Source organism: Janthinobacterium silvisoli, assembly GCF_014200725.1.
In the GTDB taxonomy this organism is placed as follows: domain Bacteria; phylum Pseudomonadota; class Gammaproteobacteria; order Burkholderiales; family Burkholderiaceae_D; genus Janthinobacterium.
The window spans coordinates 696,528-721,251 of record NZ_JACHCL010000002.1 but is presented as its reverse complement, the minus strand read 5'-3'; the positions used below and the strand labels follow the sequence as shown (position 1 = coordinate 721,251).

At 60.3% G+C, this 24,724-nt stretch carries 17 protein-coding genes; 6 read left to right on the top strand and 11 right to left on the bottom strand.

The window, feature by feature from the left end:
- The first annotated feature begins 18 nt into the window (after positions 1-18).
- Positions 19-1,086 carry an OmpA family protein gene (locus HDE75_RS26980; RefSeq protein ID WP_311735112.1) on the top strand — a complete coding sequence of 356 codons (1,068 nt, stop codon included), beginning with the start codon at positions 19-21 and terminating at the stop codon, positions 1,084-1,086.
- A gap of 385 nt (positions 1,087-1,471) precedes the next feature.
- On the opposite strand, the gene HDE75_RS13455 is transcribed toward HDE75_RS26980, so the two are convergent.
- The 6 genes from HDE75_RS13455 to HDE75_RS13430 form a co-directional block, all read right to left on the bottom strand.
- Positions 1,472-2,914 (bottom strand): efflux transporter outer membrane subunit, encoded by a 1,443-nt coding sequence (locus HDE75_RS13455; protein WP_183677191.1) that lies wholly within the window; start codon positions 2,912-2,914, stop codon positions 1,472-1,474.
- A 1-nt stretch (position 2,915) separates the two neighbouring features.
- Positions 2,916-6,065 (bottom strand): efflux RND transporter permease subunit, encoded by a 3,150-nt coding sequence (locus tag HDE75_RS13450; RefSeq protein ID WP_183677192.1) that lies wholly within the window; start codon positions 6,063-6,065, stop codon positions 2,916-2,918.
- 61 nt (positions 6,066-6,126) lie between these two features.
- Positions 6,127-7,326, bottom strand: a complete 1,200-nt coding sequence (locus tag HDE75_RS13445; RefSeq protein ID WP_260174032.1) for an efflux RND transporter periplasmic adaptor subunit — start codon at positions 7,324-7,326, stop codon at positions 6,127-6,129.
- 161 nt (positions 7,327-7,487) lie between these two features.
- The gene (locus tag HDE75_RS13440; protein ID WP_183677193.1) at positions 7,488-7,712 is read right to left on the bottom strand and encodes a hypothetical protein; all 225 of its coding nucleotides are present in this window, start codon (positions 7,710-7,712) and stop codon (positions 7,488-7,490) included.
- 113 nt (positions 7,713-7,825) lie between these two features.
- On the bottom strand, positions 7,826-9,463 hold the full coding sequence (locus tag HDE75_RS13435; protein ID WP_183677194.1) for an outer membrane beta-barrel protein: 1,638 nt from the start codon (positions 9,461-9,463) through the stop codon (positions 7,826-7,828).
- A gap of 397 nt (positions 9,464-9,860) precedes the next feature.
- The gene (locus HDE75_RS13430) at positions 9,861-12,533 is read right to left on the bottom strand and encodes a M1 family metallopeptidase (RefSeq protein WP_183677195.1); all 2,673 of its coding nucleotides are present in this window, start codon (positions 12,531-12,533) and stop codon (positions 9,861-9,863) included.
- Positions 12,534-12,758: 225 nt separating this feature from the next.
- Between HDE75_RS13430 and HDE75_RS13425 the strand changes: the two genes are divergently transcribed.
- Positions 12,759-13,382, top strand: coding sequence for a glutathione S-transferase family protein (locus tag HDE75_RS13425; protein WP_183677196.1), 624 nt, complete (start codon positions 12,759-12,761; stop codon positions 13,380-13,382).
- 37 nt (positions 13,383-13,419) lie between these two features.
- Here the strand turns inward: HDE75_RS13425 and HDE75_RS13420 are convergent, their stop codons facing one another.
- The 3 genes from HDE75_RS13420 to HDE75_RS13410 all read right to left on the bottom strand — a co-directional run bounded on the left by HDE75_RS13420 (position 13,420) and on the right by HDE75_RS13410 (position 18,348).
- Positions 13,420-14,166 (bottom strand): hypothetical protein, encoded by a 747-nt coding sequence (locus tag HDE75_RS13420; protein ID WP_183677197.1) that lies wholly within the window; start codon positions 14,164-14,166, stop codon positions 13,420-13,422.
- Positions 14,167-14,311: 145 nt separating this feature from the next.
- Entirely contained in the window at positions 14,312-16,450 is a 2,139-nt protein-coding gene (locus HDE75_RS13415) for a prolyl oligopeptidase family serine peptidase (RefSeq protein ID WP_183677198.1), read from the bottom strand.
- 131 nt (positions 16,451-16,581) lie between these two features.
- On the bottom strand, positions 16,582-18,348 hold the full coding sequence (locus tag HDE75_RS13410) for a CehA/McbA family metallohydrolase (protein ID WP_260174031.1): 1,767 nt from the start codon (positions 18,346-18,348) through the stop codon (positions 16,582-16,584).
- Between the two features lie 197 nt (positions 18,349-18,545).
- Between HDE75_RS13410 and cysC the strand changes: the two genes are divergently transcribed.
- The gene (gene cysC, locus HDE75_RS13405; RefSeq protein ID WP_260174030.1) at positions 18,546-19,085 is read left to right on the top strand and encodes an adenylyl-sulfate kinase; all 540 of its coding nucleotides are present in this window, start codon (positions 18,546-18,548) and stop codon (positions 19,083-19,085) included.
- Here cysC and HDE75_RS13400 read toward each other — a convergent pair whose 3' ends face one another.
- Positions 19,086-19,823: a GntR family transcriptional regulator gene (locus tag HDE75_RS13400; RefSeq protein WP_183677199.1), complete on the bottom strand. Its 738-nt coding sequence runs from the start codon at positions 19,821-19,823 to the stop codon at positions 19,086-19,088.
- A gap of 197 nt (positions 19,824-20,020) precedes the next feature.
- Between HDE75_RS13400 and HDE75_RS13395 the strand changes: the two genes are divergently transcribed.
- A complete protein-coding gene (locus tag HDE75_RS13395; protein WP_183677200.1) occupies positions 20,021-21,283 on the top strand; it encodes an MFS transporter in 1,263 nt (420 codons plus the stop codon).
- Positions 21,280-22,185, top strand: a complete 906-nt coding sequence (locus HDE75_RS13390; protein ID WP_183677201.1) for an amidohydrolase family protein — start codon at positions 21,280-21,282, stop codon at positions 22,183-22,185. Before HDE75_RS13395 ends, HDE75_RS13390 begins: the two co-directional genes overlap by 4 nt.
- A 13-nt stretch (positions 22,186-22,198) precedes the next feature.
- Here HDE75_RS13390 and HDE75_RS13385 read toward each other — a convergent pair whose 3' ends face one another.
- Positions 22,199-22,702, bottom strand: coding sequence for a MarR family winged helix-turn-helix transcriptional regulator (locus tag HDE75_RS13385; RefSeq protein WP_183677202.1), 504 nt, complete (start codon positions 22,700-22,702; stop codon positions 22,199-22,201).
- Positions 22,703-23,139: 437 nt separating this feature from the next.
- Between HDE75_RS13385 and glpD the strand changes: the two genes are divergently transcribed.
- Positions 23,140-24,711, top strand: a complete 1,572-nt coding sequence (glpD, locus tag HDE75_RS13380) for a glycerol-3-phosphate dehydrogenase (RefSeq protein WP_183677203.1) — start codon at positions 23,140-23,142, stop codon at positions 24,709-24,711.
- Positions 24,712-24,724 lie beyond the last annotated feature (13 nt).

Below are 24,724 nucleotides of genomic sequence, written 5' to 3'. Positions count from 1 at the left end.
ATGCGGAAAGTATCGACCATGAAATTCACTCAAAAATTGACATTGATATCGATGGCCAGTCTGCTGACTGTGGGTCTGGCCCAGGCGGTAACCCCCGCTGCTGCACCAGCGGGACCGCTGGCCTTGCCCGAAGCGCGCATTTCCGACCAGGCCGTGTCTGGCGACCAGCAAGCCTACCGGCTGCTGCAGGAGCGCATCAAAAAGCTCAACGATGGCGGGGTGCGGGTGGGTGACTATTATCTGTCCAAGGCACAATGCTGGCTGGACGTGTCCTACCATGAATATACGCGCAACGACCGTTCGGACTTCCCACTGCAAGCCTTGCAGGAATCGGCAAAAATTGTTGCCGCGCTGGAAAGCGGCAGTCGCCCTAATCCCGGCGACGACACGCCACTGGTGAATGGCGCCACGCGCTTGCGCGAAGACTTGTGGCGCGACTTTGCCCAGTTGCATCAGTCGACCGGCTTTGCCTGTGCGGCGCAAAAGGTGGCGTGCGGGGAAGTGGAGCTGGTGCATGCCGGCAATGAATACAAGCAACAGGGTTGGCGTCATGCCAATCCCTATGTGCAACTGGCTGAAGATGCGCAAGCGGCGGCCCAGTCCGCTGCCGCCGCCTGCCCGGTAGACCGGCCCACGCCACCGCCGGAGCCAGTGCCGCCACCGCCACGCATAGAGCATGAGCGCATCACCCTGGACATGGACGCCTTGTTTCCGTTCGACAAAGCGGGGCCTAACGATCTGCTGCCGCAGGGCGCGGCGAAGATCCGGGAACTGGCGGCACACCTGAAACAGGGTTATGTACAGATCGATACCTTGTCCGTCACCGGCCATACGGACCGGCTCGGTTCGGATGCCTATAACCAGGCTCTGTCCGAAAAGCGCGCGCTGGCGGTGAAACAATTCCTGCGCGAGCAGGGTATCACCAACGTCATCAGCGCCTATGGCAAGGGTAAGTCGGTACCGGTGGCCGCCTGCGACAAGGTGGCGCCGCGCGCGGCACTGATCGCCTGTTTGCAGCCGAACCGGCGGGTGGAGATTGAATTGACGGGCATTAAGAGCGTCCCCCTGGCCACTGACAAACCTTAAGCCAGGTCATAAGGCCGTCATATGAGGCTGGTATGATGCTTTTGTTGGCACACAGCATGTCTTGCGCAGATCACTACGTTCCGGGAGCGCTAGGATGTGGGACATGACTCAACAGCTTAGCCGGTGAGCTCAACCATCGGCACCAAACATGCGAAGAGGGAAAATCAGGGTACTTTAATGAAGTCCTAAGCCTTTAATAAGCTTGGACTGGCATAGTGGACACATGGAAGACGGAATACCCGTTCCCAAGGTTGCCGGACACCACATTGACCGGCACGAATTGTGTACTTCTTGATCACCCTGCTTTATCCCTGCGCTCTGATACAGCGTTTCAACCGGCTACCGCACAAGGCGAAGCCGGTTTTTTTTTGTCCGATTTTCCCCGCTATTCCTCCCAGCCGCCGCCCAGCGCCTGGTACATGGCGGCCGTATCCGTGTAGCGCATGGCGATGGCTTGTATGCGCGCCACCTTGGCTTGCTGGTAAGCTTGCTCGGCGTTCAGCAAGACCAGGGCGTTCACAAAACCCAGGTCAAGTTGCTTTTGCGTCAAGTCCAGCGTTTTCCTGGTCGCCGTTTCGGTGGCCTCTGCCGCCGAGAGCGTCCTGGCGTCGGCGTCGAGCGCGTACAGGGTGTCGGCCACGTTCTGGAAGGCAGCCAGTACCACGCTGCGGTACTGGGCGTTCGCCTGCTCCAGCGCGGCATCGGCGGCGCGTTGGCGATGCTGCAAGGTGCCGAAGTCAAACACGGTCTGGGTAATATTGCCGGTGAGTCCCCAAAACTTGTTGTCGTTGGAAAACATCTTGCTAAATTGCGTGGCGCTGCCGCCGTACAGGGCCGAAATTGAAATTTGCGGCAAGCGGTTGGCCGTCGCCACGCCGACCTCGGCGCTGGCCGCATGCATCTGCGCTTCTGCGGCGCGCACGTCGGGCCTTTGCTGCACCAGCTGCGAAGGCAGGCTGAGTGGCAGGGGGGCTGGCAACTGCAAGGCATCGAGCGCAATATCGTCGATGCCGCCCTGGGCCGGGAAGCTGCCCGTCAGCACGGCCAGCAAATTGCGCGTCTGTTCCAGTTGCCTGGACAGCGGCGGCAGGGATTGCTGTGCCTGTGCCAATGCCGCTTCCTGGGTGGCGACGTCCAGTTCCGAGGCAAATCCCAGCCCGGCCTGATGGCGCAAGGCGGCCAGCGATTTGGCCGCTGCCGCAATCACGCCTTCGGTGGCATGGATCTGTGCGCCCAGTGCTGCTTGCTGGATGGCAGCGGCCACCACGTTCGAGGCCAGGGTCAGATAAGCGGCCTGCAGCTGGAAGCGCTGGGTTTCTTCCTGCGCCGCCAGCGATTCCACCGTGCGCCGGTTCAGGCCAAATACATCGGGCGCGTAGCTGATGGACAACTGCGCCGTATGCAAGGTGTACAGGGGCTGGCCCGATGTCAAGGTGGGCGAAATCGTGCCGACGGCGTTTTTCTGGCGGCTGGGCGCATAGCCAGCCTGAATCGTCGGGAAATAACTGCCCCATTGCGCGGCAGTGCTTTCCTGCGCCTGGCGCAATGCGGCCCGCGCACTGTCGATGCCGGGATTGTGCCTGAAGGCCTGTTCCACCAGGTCATTCAATGCGGGCGAGCCGAACGCCGTCCACCACTGGCGGTCCACTTTCACCGCTGCCGAGGTCATCGTTGCCGGCAAGGGCGCGCGCGTATAGCTGTTCACGGCAGGCGCTTGCGGGCGCTGGAAATCGGGGCCAACAGCGCAGCCGCTGCAGGCGAGCGCCGCCAGCAGCAACGCGGCGCTGTTCCGATAGCGATGCTGATCGCTTGGTTTCTGTGTCTTCATATCAGGCTTCCTTTTTTTCTGGCTGCTTGCGCGACCATCCCAGTACCATCACTTGCAGCGCAGGCGCCACGATCAGCAGCATCACGGGCCCCAGCAGCATGCCGCCCACCACCACAATCGCCAGCGGCCTTTGCACCTGGCTGCCGATGCCAGTTGACAGGGCGGCCGGCAGCAGGCCGATGCAAGCGGACAAGGCAGTCATCAGCATGGGGCGCATGCGCTGCTCTGCCGCATTGCGCATGGCTTCGAGCGGCGTCTTGCCTTCGACGATAAGGTGATTGAAATAACTGATCACCAGGATGCCATTCATCACCGATACGCCGAACAGCGAGACGAAGCCGATTGCCGCCGATACGCTCAAGGGCAAGCCCGAGAAGTACAGCGCGACGATGCCGCCCGCGATCGAGAACGGAATTGCGGCCAGGGTCAGCAGGCTGTCGCGGAAGGAATTGAACAGCGTGTACAGCAACACCAGGATGGCCAGCAGGGCGATCGGCAGCACGACTTCCATGCGCTGCTTGGCTTGCTGCAATTCCTCGAATTCACCGGCCCAGATGATGCGGTAGCCGTTCGGCAAGGCGACTTTGGCCGCGATGCGCGCTTGTGCTTCTTCCACCGTGCTGCCCAGGTCGCGGCCGCGTACGCTGAATTTCACGGGAATGAAACGCTCATTCTTCTCATGGAAGATATACGAGGCGCCCGTGTCGAGCGTGATCGTGGCCAGTTCGCGCAGGGGAATATAGGCCGTGGCGCCGCCCGTGGTGGTGTAGCCGACCTTGATGTTGCTGATACTGTCCAGGTCGGAGCGGTATTGCGGCGCCAGCCTTACCGTCAGGGCAAACTGGCGGTCGCCTTCGAGCACCGTGGTCGCCTGCGTACCGCCCGCAGCTGCTTGCACCACCGCATTGATATCGCCCGTATTCAAGCCATAGCGCGCCGCCTTGGCACGGTCGATCGTGATATTGAAGTTCGGCTGTCCCAGCACGCGGAACACGCCCAGGTCTTCCACGCCCTTGACCTGCTTCATCTCATGCATGACCTGGCCGGAGAGTTTTTCCAGGGTAGGCAGGTCGGGGCCGATGATCTTCACGGAATTGGCGCCTTTGACGCCGGACAAGCCTTCTTCAATATTGTCCTGGATGTATTGCGAGAAATTGAATTCCACGCCGGGGAATTCGGCCGCAAACTGATCCTGCACATCCTTGACCAGCATGTCCTTGGTGTAGCCCTTGCGCCATTCGTCGAAGGGCTTGAGCGGCACGAACAATTCCACGTTGTAAAAGCCGGACGCATCGCTGCCGTCGTCGGGCCGGCCATGCTGCGAGACCGCCGTGATGACTTCAGGATGTGCTTTCAGGATGCGGCGCATGCGGTTGACCTTATCCATGCCCGCTTCCAGCGAGGCGGTGGTTGGCATGGTGGCGCGTATCCACAGATTGCCTTCTTCCAGCGCGGGCAAAAATTCCGTGCCGATGCGTGGCAGCATCAGTCCGGCGATCAAGAGGAAGCCCAGGCCGATGGCAACCGTGGTCTTGCGCTTGGCCAGCGCCCAGGCCAATACCGGCGTGTACACGCGGCGGATGGCCCGCACCACGATGGTTTCTGTTTCTTCAACGTGCTTTGGCAGCAGGAAAAAAGCCAGTACTGGCGTCACCGTGAACGTGGCGAACAGGGCACCAAGCAAGGCGTAGGCATAGGTGCGCGCCATCGGGCTGAAGATTTGCCCTTCGACCCCTTGCATGGTGAACAAGGGGATGAAGGCAGCTACCGTGATGGCCGAGGAAAACAGCACGGCGCGGTCCACCTGGATGGCGCTGATATACAGCAGGCGCAAACGGAAGGACCAGGCTTGCAGCAAGCCGAAGTTTTGCTCTTCCATCAGGTCTTGCTGTTCAGACTGGGTTTTCTGGAAATTGCGGAAGATATTTTCCACCAGGATCACCGCCGAATCGACAATGATGCCGAAATCGACCGCCCCCAGCGACAACAGATTGGCCGAGTCGCCCAGCATGACCAGGATCATGATGCTGAAGAACAAGGCAATCGGAATATTCGCGCTGACGATGATGGCGCTGCGCAAGTCGCCGAGGAATATCCACTGGATGAAAAACACCAGCAGGCAACCGAAGATCAGGTTGTGCAGCACTGTATGCGTGGTGACATTGACCAGGGTCGAGCGGTCATAGAAGGGTTCCATCTTCACGCCTGGCGGCAGGCTGCCGTCCGCGTTGATCTTGTCCACTTCGGTCTTGATGCGTGCCAACACTTCATTGGTTTGCAAGGTGCGGTTCATTACCACGATGCCGGTCACCACGTCATCCTGATCGTCGCGCCCAGCCTTGCCCAAGCGCGGCGCGGCGCCTATCGTGACCTTGGCCACGTCCTTCACCAGCACCGGCACGCCGTTCGATTGCGACAGCACGATGTTGCCGATGTCGGTCGTATCCTTGATCAGGCCCACGCCACGGATATTGACGGACTGTTGCCCGATATTGACGGTGCGCCCGCCCACGTTGGTGTTGGCGTTGCCCACGGCGCTGATGAGTTGAGGCAGGGTCACGCCGTAGCCCTCGAGTTTATGCAGGTCGGCCTCGACCTCATATTCCTTGGTGGTGCCGCCCCAGGTGACCACTTGCATCACGCCTGGCACGGTCATCAAACGGCGCGTGACGACCCAGTCCTGCAAGGTGCGCAAATTCGTCAAGCCCGTGTGCGGCGGCCCGGTCAATTGATAGCGCAGCACTTCGCCGACCAGGCTTGAAGCCTGGATTTGCGGCTGCACGCCGTTAGGCAGGCTGACATTCTGCTGCAGGTTCAGGGCTGCCTGGGTCGACGCAAAATAATAGTCGACACCGTATTTGAAGGTCACACGCACGAACGACAAGCCATAAAACGAGGTCGAGCGGATATTGTCGACGCCGGGCGTGGTGGCCAGGCCCACTTCCATCGCCCGCGTGTAGGAGCGTTCCATCTCTTCCGCGGACAAGCCAGGCGCTTGCGCTGTAATTTCCAGGATCACGGGCGCCGGATTGGGATAGGCTTCAATATTGAGTTTCGAATACGCAATCAAGCCGGCGATAATAAACACCAGCAAGGCCAGCAGCACGATGGGCCGGCGCGACAATGCGAACGTGATGAGACTTCTAAGCACGATGTGCCTTTCTTTCTACGGGAGGGGAGTGGCCAGCTGGCGGCCGGCGCAGGGGAGGGCGTTAGCGCGCTTGCAGGGCCAGCATATTGCTGATGAACAGGGCGCCGTCGCCAGCGACTTTTTCACCGGCGGCAAGGCCGTCGGTGATCTGTACCGCGCCATGCTGTTGCAACCCCAGCTTGACCAGACGGCGGCTAAAGGTGCGGCCATCCTTCGTGACGAGCACCGTCATGCTTCCGTCGCCTTCGCGCACCACGCTATTGGCGGGCAGCGCCATCGATTGCTGCGCGCTGCCGGTATGAATGGCATAGGTGGCCAGCATCTGCGGATGCAGCTGGTGCTGTGCATCCTTGATGTCGGAACGCACGGCGGCGCGGTGGGTAACCGGGTCGACCGCGACCGCAATATTGGTGATTTCACCCCTGAAGGTCTGTCCGGGATACGCCATCACCGTGACCTCTGCCTGCTGTCCCACTTTGAGCTGCGGCAAATCGTATTCAGAGACGTTGGCCACCATCCACATGGTGGACAGATCGGCCACGGTAAACGGCGCTGGCGCTGTGCCTGGCTGCAGCAGCAGGCCGGCGCTGGCATTACGCGCCGTCACGCGGCCCGTCAGCGGACTGGTCACGGTCAGCTCGCCATCGATCTTGCGGCTGGCGACAATCTGGTCGATCTGCGTATCGGACTTGCCGAAGATGCGCACGGCATCGCGCGCGGCGCGGTAATTGCCATCGGCCGTCTGCTGGTCCGACATGGCTTGCTCGACATCCTTCTGCGCGCTGACCTGGACCTCCAGCATTTTTTTTGCCCGTTCCAGCACGCGGCTGTTCAAGGCCAGCAAGCCAGCGGTGGAGACCAGGTTCGATTCTGCCTGCAGCAGATCAGGGCTATCGATGGAGAACAGCGCCTGCCCTTTTTTGACATCGTCGCCGGCTTTCGCAAAAACTTGCCGCACCCGTCCCTGATAGGGCGCAAACACGGGCACGGTGCGGTCCTGGTTGAAATCAATATAGCCCACTGCATCGCTCTCTGGCGTGAAGCTACCCGGCTGGGCGGTGACGATGCTGATCTGTTTCGACTGCACCTCGGTCAGGGTGACACTATTCTGCGCATCTTTGGCGGGCGCCGCCTTTTCTGATAGCGATGATGGACTTTTGGTAACATCATTTTCCATCTTGCGCGCGGATACGGCGATGGCGGCAAGCAGCGCGCAGCCAGCCGTGGCGCCGATTGCCACGTATTTCTTATTTCTAAACATGATCTACCCAGGTTGACAATGTAATCAAGGACTCAAGTTGCCAGGCAATACAGGCGCAAAAAAGCAACCGGAAGTAACCGACAGGATACCGGCTTATCAGCAGACTCGGCTACATTTTTAGCGCTTCAGATTCCCAAAAAAAAGCTACCGTGGGCATCTTTTTAACTTTTATCCTGTGGCGCCGGTTTCGCCTTTTCTGCAGCGGCTGCGTGTTGCCGTTTTTGTTGATTCACCCACGGCGTGACTTGGGCGTGCGGCCCATGGTCGAGTGGCAGTGCCTGCTGTTTGGCTGGCTTCGATGGGGCGTCTTGCTGCTGCGCCAATGCCAGGCTGGCGCTGGCCATGCAGCTTGCTGCGATCAGGGTGGTGGTGATGAGGTTTTTCATTTCAACAGGCTCTACAGGTTCAGGAAGGGAAGGGCGTGCATGCCGTTCGGCATTGCTGGCGCAGGGTCCGGGAACCATGCGCCAGCGTGCAGCAAGCAAGTTTGACAGTCAGATTAGAAGTGGATCACTGCATCCATGGCGAACATGAACTGGTGTTTCGAACCCGAGGTAACGGTCGAACCGCAGCCTGCCGTGCCGGCTACCGGGCATGGGTTGTTGTAGGCCGCCAGGCCGGCGTGTTCATAGCGGATCTCGGGACGAATCGTGATCGCCTTGCCGATCCAGTGGTTCCAGCCCAGCAGGAATTCCGTGTACTTGGTCGGGAAGCCCGTGCGCTGGCCATTCACGTCGTCCAGCATTTCGGAGCGCAAGGTGATGAAATCGCGCGCTGTCGGCTGATACACGATGTAGTTCACGAATGCCCATTCCTTGGAGGTGCAAGTGACGCCATCGTTAGGACCGCAACCGCTGCCGCCCATCGCGCCGAATGGACCGCCGACCGAATTGGTGCCGGCAAAATACGAGTTCCACAAACCCTGGCCATCGGCGTTTTGCATGTTCGGCGTATTTTTCTCATACATATACCAGCCCTCGGTAGACATATGCCATTTGTCATTGAACTTGTGATACCAGGTCAGCACTTCATGCTGCACATTGTTCCAGCCGTAATTGCCCTTGTTGGAAATACCGGTGCCGCCGTTCAGGCAAGGATACAGGGCGTCATTGCCCGAGTCCGAGGTCCAGTTCACGCAGACGGCCGGCGTCAGTTGCGCGCCGATTTTCTGGCCCGCATTCGGATTGGCCACCGTGTTGCCGGCGCCATTGATATACGTGGCAGGCACTTTCGGGTGGTACCAGAGCGCCACGTCGTTGCCGCCCGAGATTTCGCCCTGGAGTGTCCAGTTCTTGTTGAGCTTGATGGTGGCGACTGCACCTTCCTGCGTATACGGATCATAGGTGTACAGCAGCGAGTGACTGTAGGTGTAGTTATTTGGCGCAAGCTGGGCTTCGATATCGGGGATTGAGATATAACGGCCGACACGCACCACCATGCCGTCAGCAACGCCCGGGAAATAGCCTTCCAGATAGGCCATCGGAATGTCATAGCCATTCTTGGCAACCTTGCCATTCGAATTCGTATACTGATTGCTCCACAAGCCGCGCGAGAAAGTGTATTTGGCGTCAGCACCCCACACGCCGGCCAGGCGGAAGCCCCAGTCGAAATGATCGGTCTGCACCACGTCTGGCGTGCGTTCGACATACAGGGCGACCTGGTCCATCTGCACGGTATTGGGCGAGTAGGAATAGGCGGCCGGGAAATTACCACCGGTGCCGTTCTGTGTGTTGTAGGGCGTATGCGAAGAGCTGCGGTTCATGCCGGGATTAATCCAGCCATACACGGTGACCCGGCTGTCTTTCCAGGCCTGGCCATTCGGGCCGCTATAAATGGCATCCATCAAGGCGCCGTAATAGGTATTGTCGTAGCCGATGGTTTCGGAGCCGCCCAGCGGCCAGCCCGTAAACGGCATCGGTGGCGACGACTCAGGCGGCGGCTGATAGCCCTTGCGCCATGTGGGAGCGGAGTCCGCAGGATCGCCATTCCAGTTCAGGTAGTCCTTGTAGGTATTCACAAACCTGTCGGCAAAGGACTGGTTTTCCGATCCTGGGGGGCTGCCGGCCGCCGCACCGCCGGTTGCTGCCGGCGCGCTGGCGGCGACCTCTTGCGCAAACGCAGGATGCGCTGCAGTCATTGCGAGCAATCCGATACTGGCACATGCCAATGCCAGCTGGTGGCGGACAGTGTTGATCTTAGCCACAGAGTTGATCTTAGCCATACAGTTACTTCCCTTTTATGTTGAATACCGATTTTTTTAGCTGCGTTTTCAGCGGCGTTCTTGCTGCGATTGCCAGGCATGCCGAAGCCCGGCCAGGCATTTCCATGCCTGTTCAGATACGCGCTGGAATACAGACCAAGCTTAGCGATTCGAGTATAAAAAAATCAGAAAAAGAGAATGTGGATGTGTAAAAGTTTCGTAAAATGATGCGGCAAACACACATAAAAACAGCCCGTAAAGGGCTGTTTTTGTGTTTCATGCAAGGCTATTTGCAGCGCGACGATGAGCGCCGCAGGCAGCCTGTTGTTCGCTCTTAGCCAGCTTGCTTTGCCAGCCATGCATCGATGGCAGGCAAACGCTGTTCGCGCACAGAGATGCGGTAGCGGATGCCGGCCACCGAGGTGTCGGCATCGCCACGCGCGGTCGGCGCCAGATGCGCCTGGGCATAGGCTTCGAGCTTGGCGATCATCGCCGGCTGGCTTGATGCGGCAGCCAGGCGCGGGAAGTAGCGGCTGCGCGAGCTGGCGTCGATGCGGGCGTTGACTTGCTCCAGGTGGGCCAGCGCAAAATCGAAAGCCAGTTCCGGATGGGCGCGCGACACGCGGCTGATCATGGCCGGGCTGTTGGTGACGCCCGGTTCATCAGTCAGTGCCAGGTCCAGTGCGCGGCTGGCCAGGGTCTGGTCTTTGGTCGAGGCCAGCAAGTCATACAGCTGGCTGCGGATCAGCGGCGTTTTCTCGGCCTGGGCATCGGCGTGCAGCTGGTCCCAGGTGGCGGCGTCCGCGTGCTGGGCCACGACGGCCAGGATGGTGCGGCGCAGTGCTGCCGGCAGCGCTTGTGGGTCTTGGGCGCGTGCTGCGTAGCGGCGCTGCGCTTCGGCGATGACGCTGCGGTCGCCCAGCTCGCTCAGGGTTGAGATCAGCTGGCTGCGCAAGGTAGCCACCGTGGCCGCTTCGCCATCGCGCGCCTGCCAGCCCGTCTGGGCCAGTACCGGCGCCAGGCGCGCAATCGCCCAGGCGTCAAAACGCTGCTGGCCGCTGCTGGCGGTATATTGCTCATGCAGGTTTGCCAGCGATCCGGCCACCTTGCCCCACACTTGCGGATCGGCGCTCAAAGGCGTGGCCTTGACCAGGTCGAGGAACTGGGCGGGATCCTGGCGGCCGGCCAGGCCCAGCGACAGGCTGTCCGACAGCAGGCCCAATTGATCGATGGAGCCCAGGCCGGCAAAGCTGGCCGCCAGGGCCGCCGCGTTTTGCGGCGTGTAGACGGTGCGGTAGTAGCCGGTCTGGCCGGCATTGACCAGTAGCGGGCCGCAGCCTGGCACGGTCAAGGTGGCTTTGCCGTTTTCTACCAGCGCGCGCGTTTGCTGCGCGTTGCCGACGATTTGCGCGATCACGGGCACGCGCCACGACAAGGCTTTTTTGTTGTCGCGGTCCTTGGTAAATTCATCCTGGCGCAAGGTGACGGTGGTGTTGCCCGCAGAGCAGGTGGTTTCGCTCACATTGATCAGGGGCACGCCTGGCTGCAGGGTAAAGTCATGCGCGATAGCACTGACCGGCTTGCCGGCGGCGGCATCGACTTCGCGCCACAGGTCGTCGGACACCGTGTTGCTGTAAGCGTGCTTGCGCATATAGTTGCGCACGGCTGCGCGCCAGGTGTCGGGGCCCACATAGGCTTCCAGCATGCGGATCACCGATTCGCCTTTTTGATAGGTGATGGTGTCGAAAGCCTGGCTGGCCTGCTCCACGGTGGCAATACGCTGCACCACCGGATGCGTGGTGGCCAGCGCATCGAGGCCCATGGCCGCTTCGCGCACGCCCACGGCCGACAGCGCCGTATTCCATTCCGGGTGCAGTTTCGCGGTGGTGCGGCTTTCCATCCACGAGGCAAAACCTTCGTTCAGCCACAGGTCGTCCCACCAGCGCATGGTCACCAGGTCGCCAAACCACTGGTGCGCCATTTCATGGGCCAGGGTGGAATAGATATTTTCCTTGTCGGCCTGGGTCGATATGGCCGGATTGAACAGCAGGCTGTTTTCAAACGTAAACACGGCGCCCCAGTTTTCCATCGCCGCAAAGAACTGGCTGCGGCCCGGCGCGGCGATATTGTCCAGCTTGGGCAGCGGATAGCGCACGCCAAAATAATCGTTGTATTCGCGCAAGGTCCTGGCCGATTCGTCGAGCGCGAAACTGCCTTGCGCCAGCGAACCTTTCTGCGTAATCACGCCAATTTCCGTGCCATCGGCCATCTTTGTCGAGCGTTCGAAGTCGCCCACGCCGAAGAACAGCAGATAGGTCGACATGCGCGGCGTGACGGCGAAGCTCACGCGCTTGCTGCCGTTGCCCAGGTCCTTGCTGGTTGCCACAGGCATATTGCCGACTGCCATCTGGCTGCTCGGTACTGTCACGTCGAGCGCGAAAGTGGCTTTGTAGTTCGGTTCATCCCACGACGGAATCACGCTGCGCGCATCCGAGTTCTCGAACTGCGTGTACAGTGCGCGCTGGTGGCCTGCCGGTGTATCGTAGTCGAGCGAAAACAGGCCGGTGGCCTGGGTGCCGATCTTGCCGCTGTAGTCCAGCGCCAGCTTGTATTGCCCTTTGGCCAGCGGACGGGCGAAATGGAAGGTGGCCGTCTGCGTGGCTGCATCGACATCGATCTTGCTGGCCGTTTGTTTTTTGCCGCCAGCACCTGCGATATCGGCATGCTGGAACGCCAGTTCCAGCGCATTGAGCGTGATCGTGCTGGTAGGCGTGGCCACGTCGATGGTGATCACGGCGCGCGCGGCGAAAGTGGCTGCCTGCGCGTTCGGTGTCAGCGACAGCGCATAGTGCTGCGGCGTGACGCCGCGCGGCAATTGCGTGGTGGTGGCATTGATGGTGTCTGCCTGATTTGCAGGGCTGTTGTTGGCGGCGTAGCTGGTGCCTGACAGCGCCGTCAGCGCCAGGACGGCTGCGGCGATGCGGCTGCGGGAAAGATTGCGATACATGGAGTGCCTGTTGGTCATGGGTAAAACGCATAATGGCTTCGTGGGCCGCCTGCGTCGATTATTGTGGATTATTGTGAAGAGGCGCTGGCACACGATGTCAGCGCTTCCGCCAAGCAATCTAAGCTGTAAACGGGGCAAAGTCAACGCGCCTTAGGCGTCTTGCCAGGCTGCTATGATGCTGGGTAAATAACAAATTTTATTATTGATAACGAGACATAACGAGACATGAAACTCTACACCAGCCCCCGCACCCCGAATCCCCGCCGCGTGACCATGTTTATCGCTGAAAAAGGCATTACCGGCATTGAAGAAGTGCCGCTCGATCTGATGGCGGGCCAGCACCGCGAAGCTGCCTTCCTGGCGAAAAACCCCATGGCCCGCGTGCCGGCATTGGAATTGCCGGACGGCCGCGTACTGGCCGAGACGCGCGCCATCTGCACCTATCTGGAAGGTGTGCAGCCGGCACCGAATTTGATGGGCGAAGGATTTGAAGAGCGCGCCTTTATCGAAATGGCCGACCGCCGGGTGGAGCTGCACCTGTTCATGGGCATCGCCAACTGCGTGCGCCACAGTCATCCGGCCCTGGTGGCGCTGGAAAACCCGCAGTTTCCCGATTTCGGCGCGGCGCAGGGGACGAAGATGCGCGAGACGGCGGCCTGGCTGGACCAGTTGCTGGCGCGCCAGCCATACATCGCCGGCGAGCGTTTCACGATCGCCGACATCACGGCGTTTTGTGCGCTGGAGTTTGCGCGGGGATTGATGAAATACCGGCCGGGTGCAGAGGGATTGCAACATTTGCAAGCTTTCCGCGACCGAATGGCCGCACGCCCCAGCGCTCAAATCAAATAAGCGGTTTTTCGGGGCGTTCAGGCTCAGGCGGAGAGTCTTACTTCGCCGCTGGCTCTTGCGGGAAGCTTTGCGTCACATTGCCCTGGTCATCGAGGAAGTTCAGGGCGGGCTTGCCGTCGGGCGACACCAGCATCATGATTTTCGGACGTCCCTGAGCATCAGCCAGGATCACGGCGGACGATTTGCCGCGCGTGCGGCCGACGAAGACGCGGCTGGTCTGGGCGCCGCCCGCTTCTTTCCACTTTTGTCGCAGCGCATCTTTTTCCGGCCCTGGCGGCGCCTTGTCCATGGCTTCCTGCAGCGGTGCATAGTCGCTGACCATGCCACGGTCGTATACTTTCAGGCCCGTTTCCATGCTGCCATTGTTTTCTATATGGCTCAGCGATACTTGCTGGTCGCCGCCAAAGCGGTCCATCGAGAAATGCATGCCGGAGGCTGGCTTGCCCTTGTCATCGAGCTTGCCATCGAAGATCAGGCCGCCCACTTCGTCGCCCCTGCCATTGTAGAAAATCATGCCTGGTTTCTCGCCACGGTTGCTCTTCATGGTCTTGCCATCGACCTTGAATTCCTGTGGCAAGCGTTCGCGGTTGGCGATCACGATGGCCTGGCCGCCGTCGGCGTTCAGCACATTGATGCGCTCGACATTGATTTCGGAAAAGGTGGCGCGGTCATCTTTCTTGGCAGCCATCGTGAGCAAGGCCACCAGGCCGATGCCGGCCACGCCCAGCATGCCTTTTAATAAACGATTTTGACGTTGTACTTCCTGCAGCAATTGTTGGTTCATGCATATTCCCGGTTATTTGTTATTTAAATATAAATATTTTACATAGGGCAAACCAGGCACAGCTTTTTGTGCGGCGCCTGGTTTACCCTGCCCGGCGTCAGTGCGCCGGACAGGGGAGAGTGTCAGTCTTGCAGTGGGAGATGGATCAACGCAGCTGTTCCAGCAGGAAGGTGTAGGTCAGCGCCCACATCAGTGCTTGCTGGTCATTATTGGCGGCGCCGGCATGGCCGCCTTCCGTGTTTTCCCAGTACAGCACGTCGTGGCCTTGGGCTTCCATTTTCGCTACCATCTTGCGCGCATGGCCAGGGTGGACCCGGTCGTCGCGCGTGGAGGTGGTAAACAGGGTGCGTGGATATTTTTTATCCATGGACACATTCTGGTACGGCGAATATTTGCTGATGTAAGCCCATTGTTCCGGTACGTCCGGGTCGCCATACTCGCCCATCCACGATGCGCCGGCCAGCAGCTTGTTGTAGCGGCGCATGTCGAGCAGCGGCACCTGGCTGACGACGGCGTTGAACAAGTCAGGCCGCTGCACCAGCACGGCGCCCGTCAGCAGGCCGCCATTGCTGCCGCCCATGATGCCCAGGTGGCGCGGGCTTGATACTTTGCGCGTAATCAAATCCTGCGCCACCGAAATGAAATCGTCATAGGCGTGCTGGCGGTTTTCCTTCAGTGCCGCCTGGTGCCAGCGCGGGCCGAATTCGCCGCCGCCACGGATATTGGCCAGCGCATACACGCCGCCCTTGTTCAGCCAGGCTTCGCCGATGATGCCGCTGTAGTTCGGCTTCAGCGATACTTCAAAGCCGCCATAGCCATACAGCACGGTCGGGTTGCTGCCGTCAAACTTCGTCTTCTTGTTCATGATGAGGAAGTAGGGCACTTTGGTACCGTCTTTCGAGGTCGATTCGAATTGCTCGACCTTGTACGGGCTGGCGTCGAAGTAGGCGGGCAGCGACTTGATCTTCGTGCGCTGGTCGTTGTTCGCCGTGCCCAGGTACAAGGTGGTCGGGTTGAGGAAATCGGTAACCGTGAGGAAATACTGGTCCGAATCGACGTGGTCGAGCGCACTGACGGCCAGTGTCCCCAGCTTCGGTGCATCGACGGCGCGGCGTTGCCATTTACCGTTGACGTGGCGCAGTTCCGTGATGCGGTTCTTGACCTTGTCCAGTTCCGTGATCAGGATCGCCGATTTGGTGGCCGTGACATTGTCCAGCGACGAGGTGGCCGTCGGCGCGTACAGTACTTCCAGGTCTTGTTTGCCTTGCATGAAGCTGGCGAAATCGGTGGCCAGCAAGGCGCCTTGCGGATAGGTCTTGCCATTGACGGTCCAGGCCGAGCGCAAGGTGATCAGCAACTGGTCGCGCACGGTAAACGCGGTGGCGTCGTCCGGTTTCGGTACTTTTTTCAGGCTCGCACCATCGCGCAGGAACATTTCGCCGCTATAGAAATCGATTTGCCGTTCGATGAACTGGTGTTCATGGCCGGGCGTGAAATCCTTGTAGGCGCCTGCGCTCATATCTTCAGGCTTGGCTTCGTACAGAGTTTGCGCCTGTGCCAAAGGCGTGCCGCGCTGCCATTGCTTGATGATGCGCGGATAGCCCGAGCTGGTCATCGAGCCTGGGCCGAAATCGGTGGAGACGAACAGCGTGTCCTGATCGATCCAGCTGGCGCTGCCCTTGGCTTCGGGCAAGCTGAAGCCGCCCTCGACGAAGGCGCGCTTGGCCACGTCGTATTCGCGCACCACGCTGGCGTCGCCGCCGCCGCGCGACAGCGAGATCAGACAGCGTTCGCCTTTTGGATACAGGCAAGAGGCGCCGGCCCAGATCCAGTTTTCATTTTCGCTGGCGGCCAGCTGGTCGAGGTCGATCACGGTTTCCCAGGCAGGGTTCGGTGTCTGGAATTGCGCCAGGGTGGTGCGGCGCCAGATGCCGCGCACATGCTGGGCGTCGCGCCAGAAATTGTAGTAATACTCGCCGTTCTTGCTGACGTAAGGAATGCGTTCCTTGGAATTGAGAATGGTTTTCAGGCGCGCCTGCAAGGCAGGGAAACCGGGCTGGCCTTCCAGCTCCTTGACGCTGACGGCATTGTGCTGCTTGACCCAGGCCAGTGACTTTTCACCGAGCACGTCTTCCAGCCATAGATAAGGATCAGTGCCGGCGGGGTCGCTGATGGCAGGATCGTTGACGGGGGCGGCCGCCGGGGTGGGGGATTGTGCGTGGGCGATGCCCGCTGTAGCCAGGCCCAGCAGCATGCTGCCGGCCAGTTTGCGATATAAAGACATTGCGTTTTTTCCTCGAGGGTTCTGGTGGTGGCGTTTTCACAAGCAAAACGGCGCAACCATGTTGCCATGAATTGCTTCGAGGAACCAGTACCGGAGAGGTAGCAATCATGAAAAATCCTGCTTTGCCAATATTATTTGCCTGGGTGGGCACTTGCCGTAGAATCTGCGGCAAGTGCTTCAGGCGACGAGGGCATCTTTTGCGCCTGCATCACCCAGATAGGGGCAGACCAGATGATGTTGCCATCGTCCTGGGTCAGGCGGGCATAATAAAAATGGGGGCCGGGCGAAGGGGTGATGCTGATGCTGGCCCGGTCGGACAAGGGCGTGACCGTGCCATTGCGCCCTGGCACGCCGTGAAACAAGGTGATGGCCGCGGCTTGGCGACCGGCGTCATTGCTGAAACTGGTGGCCAGCAGCAATGGGCCGTGATTGTCGAAGCGCTCGCCCATCATGCGGCCATTGGCCGTCAACATCAGGCGGGCGTGCTTGTCCATGGTGGCAAACACACGCCGTGCGCGTAGCGCTTCGAGCAGGCTGTCGCGCGAGAGCGGTGCGTCGGCTGACACCAGCACGGCCGTGCGGTTGCCATAGGCGGCGCCCCAGTTGGCGCAGTGGTTATCCTGGTTGCTGCTGAACGCCACGTGATAACCGGCTTCCAGGGCCCGGTTGCATGCCGCTTCATAGTTGCTGCGCCTTGTTTCCGTTTCGCTGTCGTTATTGGAAAAGGCGGACGTGTTCATCACTTCGCACAGCACCATGACGGTATCGCCGTCAGCGTTGTAGCCCAGCGGCTGGCCATCGACCATGAATTGCCCTGCATACGCCGGATGGTTGAACTGGCCGATCCAGCCCCGTTCGCGCATCAGCGCATACAGGCCCGCGTAACCGCTTTTCGGCGTTTCCACGTCGGCCAGCAATTCGCCGCGTGCATTTCTTTCCCAGCCCAGCAGCAGGTCGCTATTAAAAATATTCAGGTGGCCACCCTGGTTGATGACACCCCATTCCATGCCGTACAAAGCCAGGAATCCCGGATGGATCGCCGTGTAGGCGGTCGCGTCTGTCAGCCCAGCCTGGTACAAAGCCCTGGCGGTGGCAGCATCGGCCGCGCCATTCGTGCCATCCGAGCCGTCATACATATGGTTGTGCTCCGACGCCATCAGCACGTCCAGGCCATGCTGCTGTGCATAGGCATATGCGTACAGCGGGCCGAAGAGGCCTGTTTGCGGTTCCTGCGCGCCATGGCAGCGAGTCAGTGCCGCGCCGCCATCGCTGTGGCTAGTCTGGCTATGCAGGTTGGCATACACCACGCGGTAGGCCGGCGCTTCCACCGGAGCGTTCATGCCGAAGGCCGGTGCACGCGGTCGTGTAGCGGCACCGCTGCCACCGCCGCTGCCACCACCGCGGTCGACGGCGATTTGCCATTGCTGCTCGACTAGCTCTTCATTGTCTTGCCCCTGCCTGGCGATGGCAGTCAGGCGCAACGCATACAAGCCATCGGCTGCTGGCGTGCAAGGCTTGTGCAGAGGTGAGCGTGCGCAACCATCCCAGCGCAAGCCGATGTCCAGCGTGCTGGCGCCTACCATCGCCTGTCCCGACCATTGCTGCAACACCACACCTGGCGGGGAGGAACTGGCCAGTATCACCCGCCAGACTATGCGGTGCGCTTCCCCGCTACCCGGATACGTCAGGCTGAGCCGGAAGCTGCGCCCCTGTGTGCGCCTGTTGCCAGCCGCAGCACGGAAGGGAGCATACAAGGTGGCCTCGAGTTCGCTATGCTCTTTTACTTCGCTCTTGTCCACGCTGGTGTTGGCCTGGGCTGCGGCACTATTGCTCCAGGCCAGCACGAGCAAGCCGATACACATGGCGCAAGCCATCCACTTTGCGTGCTGCCGGCACATGCCGACCTCCCGCTGTTTTCATGTCAATACTGATTGGACAGAACCGCAATGCTGGGGTTCCCCGGCAGTCCCTGTCGTTTGCCGGTATGGCGATGCAATATGATCTGGCGCAAACAGATGGACAGATCAGCAGCGGGGATAGGTTTTTCTGCGGTGCTTTGCTATATTGCAATCTACTCATTAAACAGGGACACACCATGCCACAGCCGACATTCGCCATCACGCCGCCGCCCACGCTTTGGCTGACCGGCTTGAGCGGCGCAGGCAAGACCAGCATTGCTCAGGCGCTGGAACAGCAATTGCGTGCGGCGGGTCTCTCCGTATTTGTGCTCGATGGAGATGTGTTGCGACAAGGCTTGAACCGCGACCTGGGTTTTGCGCCTGGCGACCGGCGTGAAAATATCCGCCGCACGGCTGAAGTGGCGCGGCTGATGAACCAGGCGGGCGTGCTGGTAATCGCCGCGCTGATTTCGCCTTACCGTGAAGACCGTAGCATGGCTGGCGAGATCATCGGCGCGGCGCAATTTATCGAGGTCCATGTCAGCACGCCGGTGGAAGTGTGCGAGGCGCGCGATCCCAAGGGCTTGTATGCGCGGGCGCGCACCGGTGAGCTGCCTCAGTTTACGGGTGTTTCCGCGCCCTACGAAGCGCCGCTGACACCGGCCTTGTCGCTCGACACGGGCCTGTTGTCGCTCGACGAAGCAGTCGCCTTGTTGCGGCGCCGGCTGGCGCGCTAGTCAGCGTATCTCTACCTGATAGCGGAAACCATCGGCCGGCCCCCGCGAGCGGCGCCATTCCAGCGGTTGCCGGTCGTAACCGAGCGCCAGGCGTTCGATCATCACCACCGGCTGGCCAGCCTGGATTTCCAGTAAACTGGCCTCGTCCTCGTTGGCCGAAGCCACCGTCAGCGTTTCCTGGGCCGAGGCGATCACCTTGCCGCAGCGCTCTTCATAAAACGGATACAGCAAGTCGGGAAAATCTTCTGGCTCGACCTTCATCAGCGCAGCAAACGGTGCGTGCGGCAACCAGATTTCTTCCAGCAGCACCGGTTTGCCATCGACCAGGCGCAGCCGCTCAAGGCGCAAGGTTTGCGTTTTCTTTGTCAATCCCAGTGCAGCTGCCACGGCGGCTGGCGGCGGCGTCAAGCTGCGTTCCAGGATGCGGCTTTGCGGCACGACAGGCTGGCCTTGCCTGACTTGATGGCGGAAAAAGCGGAACAGGGAACTGTCGAAACTGGGCCGGCGGATGAAAGTGCCGCGGCCCTGGTTGCGTTCCAGCATGCCGTCTGCCACCAGGGTTTCGACCGCCTTGCGCACCGTGCCGATCGCCACGCCATACAGCTTGGTCAATTCAATTTCAGTAGGAATCGCCACGCCCGTTTGCCACTCGCCGCCAGCAATCCTGGCCAGCATGTCGTCGCGCAGACGCTGGTACAGGGGCAGGCGGTCATCGTGGGCGGGAACGGTGTGTTTCATCATGGGCTGGACGGGAAGAGAGGATCAATGCTCAGCACTGTATCTGGATATCGGCCGCCAGTCCATCCTGCGGCGGTGGCCGAAGTGGATTGACAAAGCCGATTTCCCGGTCTACCATTCATTCAAACATATATATGTTTAGATGATTTAATAAAAAACAGACAGGCCATTCCGCAGCATGCAATTGAGGAGACACAATGTTTAACTGGTATCGGCAGGTATCCGCGCTGGAACGCAAGACGTTCTGGGCCTGCTTCAGCGGCTGGGCGCTCGATGCGCTCGATGTACAAATTTTCACCCTCGCCATTCCCGCGCTGATCGCCGCCTTTGGCCTGGACAAGGGGCAGGCCGGCCTGATCAGCGCCGCGACGCTGGTCTCGTCTGCGCTGGGCGGCTGGGTCATCGGCGCCGTTTCCGACCGCCTGGGCCGCGTGCGCACCTTGCAACTGACCATCGTGTGGTTTTCCCTGTTCACGTTTTTATGTTCGTTTGCGCAAACTTTCCCGCAATTGATCGTGTTGAAAGCCCTGCAGGGTTTCGGTTTTGGCGGCGAGTGGGCCGCTGGCGCGGTGCTGATGGCCGAATCGGTGCGCAGCGAGCATCGCGGCAAGGCCATGGGCACCGTGCAAAGTGCGTGGGCGGTGGGCTGGGCCGCCGCCGTGATTCTGTACACGATATTGTTTTCCTGGCTGTCACCCGACCTGGCCTGGCGCGCCATGTTCATGCTGGGCCTGCTGCCTGCGCTGCTGGTGGTATATGTACGGCGCTCGATACCCGAACCGGCCAAGGCTGTGATTGCTCCATCGAAAGACAAGGTAGCCTTGGTCGGCATCTTTTCACCGGCGCTGCTGAAAACCACCGTGATCGGCAGTTTGCTGGGCATGGGCGCCCACGGCGGCTATTACGCGCTGATGACCTGGCTGCCGACCTATCTGGGCACCGAGCGCCATCTGTCGGTGCTGGACACGGGCGGCTACCTGGCGGTGATTATCGTTGCATTCTGGCTGGGCTGCATCGCCAGCGCGCAATTGCTCGACCGCATAGGCCGGCGCCGCAACGTGGCCTTGTTTGCCATCTGCTCGACGGTTACCGTGCTGGTGTATCTGCTAATCCCGATGGGCAATACGGCCATGCTGTTTCTTGGTTTTCCGCTGGGTTTCTTTGCTGCCGGCATTCCGGCCAGCCTGGGAGCGCTGTTCAATGAACTGTATCCAGCCGCGATACGGGGCGCCGGTGTGGGTTTTTGCTACAACTTCGGCCGCATCGCCTCGGCCGGCTTCCCGCTGCTGGTCGGCTACATGAGCCGCTCCATGCCGCTAGGCGAGGCGATCGGCATCGACGCCGCCATCGCCTATGGCCTGGTGGTGGTCACCGTCTTGCTGCTGCCTGAAACCATGGGCAAGAAGCTCGATGGCACGCCCGATGGCCTGCCGGTTTTCCAGGGCGCAGGCAAACCATGACGACGCGCCGCGATTTTACTTTTACCTTGATGTCTTCGGCTGCAGGGATGGCGCTTGCGCCCCTGGCCGGATGCGCGACAACACCAAAAATGACTGCCATGACCGCTATCGATTGCCATGCCCACGTATTCCTGCACAGCCTGCCGATGCCGGACCCGCGCCGCGCACCGGCCGGTTATGATGCGGCGCCGGAAACCTACCTGGGCTTGCTGGACGCCCACGGCATGTCGCACGGCGTGCTGGTACAGCCCAGTTTTCTAGGTCTCGACAATCGCTATTTACTGAGCGTATTGCGCGCCCATCCGCAGCGCTTGCGCGGCATCGCCGTGGTAGCGCCCGGGGTATCGACGCAGGAACTGGATGTCTTGCAGGAAGCAGGCGTGGTCGGTATCCGTTTGAACCTGGTCGGCTTGCCGGTGCCCGACTTTGCCAGTCCTGGCTGGCCAGAATTGCTGGAGCAGGTAAGGTTGCGCGATTGGCAAGTCGAGGTGCACCAGATCGCGCAGGAATTACAGCCGCTGCTGGCGCCCTTGCTGGCCGCTGGGGTGAAGGTGGTGGTGGACCATTTTGGCCGCCCCAGCGCCATGCTGGGCGTCAATGATCCCGGTTTTCGCTATCTGCTGTCGCAAGCGCAGACGCGGCGCGTCTGGGTCAAGCTGTCCGGCGCCTACCGCAATGGTCCTGCCGGCCGCGGCGAGGAAACGGCGCTGGCCGCGATGCCATTGCTGCTGCGTGAATTTGGTCCGGAGCGGCTGATGTGGGGCAGCGACTGGCCGCACACGCTGTTCGAGAAAACCGCGCATTACGACGCCGAGTTCAAGTTGATGGAACGCTGGCTGCCGGACCTGGCGCAGCGCCGGGTAGTGTTGTGCGATACGCCGGCGCGGCTGTTCCGTTTTTAGGGCGACTCCGCTGTTAATTCAGGGGCGCGCTCTTCAACTGATGCGTGCGCGCCACTTCCTTCATCGCTTCCAGCAAGTCTTCGCGTAATTGCTGCGGCAGCTTGCCAAAGAATTCCTCATCGTTCTGGTCTGCCATGTCGGCCAGCAGCGGCACCAGCGCTTCACCTTCGCTGGTCAGTTCGATGGAGTGCTGGCGGCGGTCGGCCAGCAAGATGGACTTGCTGACCATGCCCTTGCTTTCCAGGCGGTCGATCAGCTTGGATACGGCGCCCTTGCTCATGCCGGCTACTTGCGCCAGCACAGTAGGCGAGGTGCAGCCCAAACGGAACATTTCCCGCAGAACTACCCATTCGGATACGGTAACGCCATTGGCTTCGGCTTTTTTCTGGAAGCTGTGCGACACATGGTTGGAAACAAAGCGCAGCCAGTATCCCAGGTGCGCTTCCAGTTCGCTGACAGGGGCCGTATTGGGTGGGGGAACAGGCGGCGTAGCAGCCGCTTCAAAATTATGGCTCATTTTCTTTCCTTCACTAGGCGGCGCAACCGGCGGGGTTGGGGCCTTCGCGCTTTTGCTGTCGAGTGGTTTGTTGGGGAACAGTCATTATTGCGAATTATTTCTCACATATTTGACAAGAATTACAAGGTTTAATACGAATCTCTTAAGACACAATTAACACAATGTCTTTTATGTAACTGTATTGCCAGATAGCAAGATTAAAAAAATAATTCATGTTGTATCTATGGTAACACCATTTTGGTGCATCGATCAACCTTTGATTGAACTTTCTGACAGCGGCCGCATGGGGCCTCGCCTCATCAGGCCGCGATTGACCACTTGAAAGGCATAAAAACAAATAGATGGTTACCAGTGACTGTGCGAGCATGTGTTGCTCAGTGTCCATATTCTGGCGTAACCTTCTTCTTTCTGCCGGCGCAGGCAATCACGGAGTCCCGATGGCCGCAATACCGTACGACGCTTCAGCTTCGATATCAGCTTCAATCCATGGCGATTACGACCTGCTGATCGTGGGCGGCGGCATCAACGGCGCCGGCATTGCGCGCGATGCGGCCGGACGTGGCCTGTCAGTGCTGCTATGCGAACAGCATGACCTGGCTGCGCATACCTCGTCCGCGTCCACCAAGCTGATACACGGTGGTTTGCGCTATCTGGAATATTATGAATTTGGCCTGGTGCGCAAGGCGCTGGCCGAGCGCGAAGTGCTGCTGCGCTCGGCGCCCCACATCATGTGGCCCTTGTCTTTTGTGATGCCCCATGCGCCAGGGCAACGCCCGGCCTGGCTGATACGGGCCGGCCTGTTCCTGTACGACCGCTTGGCCAGACGCGAATTGCTGCCCGCTTCGCACGGTATCGACCTGCGCCGCCATGTGGCGGGCCAGCCCCTGAAGCGGGAGTTCAGGCGCGGTTTCGTGTATTCCGATGGCTGGGTCGACGATGCGCGGCTGGTGGTGCTCAACGCCCTCGATGCCAAAGAAAAGGGTGCGCGCATCCATACACGCATGCGCTGCACGGCCTTGTCGCGGCAAGGCGAGCATTGGCTGGCGGCCTTGCAGCATAGCGATGGCACGCAAGTGACCGTACGGGCGCGCGCCGTGGTCAATGCGGCCGGCCCCTGGACTTCGGACTTCCTGCAGCAGGCGGCGCCCGGCAAGCACAGCCAGCATGTGCGCCTGATCAAGGGCAGCCATATTGTCGTCAAGCGCCTGTATGCGCATGACCATGCGTATATCTTCCAGCACCACGACGGCCGCATCGTGTTTGCGATTCCGTACGAACACGACTTTACCCTGATCGGCACCACCGATCTCGATTACCACGGCGACAGTGCCAGGGTGGAAATCGATGCCACGGAAATTGCCTATTTGTGCGCCTTGTCCAGCGAGTATTTCAGCCAGCCCATCCTGCCTGCCGACGTGGTCTGGACCTATGCGGGCCTGCGTCCGCTGGTGGAAGAGGCGGCGGCAGGTAGCAAGCAAGATGCGAAAGCCGTCACGCGCGATTACCGCTTCGAGCTGGAAGCTGATGGCCCGCCGCTGCTCAGTATTTTCGGTGGCAAGATCACCACCTTTCGCAAGCTGGCCGAAGAAGCGCTGGACTTGCTGGCGCCGCTCTTGGGCAATACCCACGGCGCCTGGACGAAAAACGCCTGCCTGCCCGGCGGCGACCTGTTTGGCAGCGTGCCGGACAACCGTTCCGTGCGCGAATTTGGCCAGTTCGTGCTGGCGCTGCAGCAGCAATATGGCTGGCTGCCGCCTGCGCTGGTGGCCCGTTATGCACGCGCTTACGGCACCCGCGTCCACGTGCTGCTGGCTGGCCGCAGCAATGTGGCTGGCATGGGCGAGGAAATTGCCGTCAGCCTGTATGCGGCCGAAGTCAATTATTTGCGGCGCCATGAATGGGCCGTGAGCGCCGAGGATATACTGTGGCGGCGCTCCAAGCTGGGCCTGCATCTGCCGTCTGATGCGGCCGCCAGGCTGGAAACCTGGTTGCAAGACCATCCAATCTAAGACTTTATAAGTA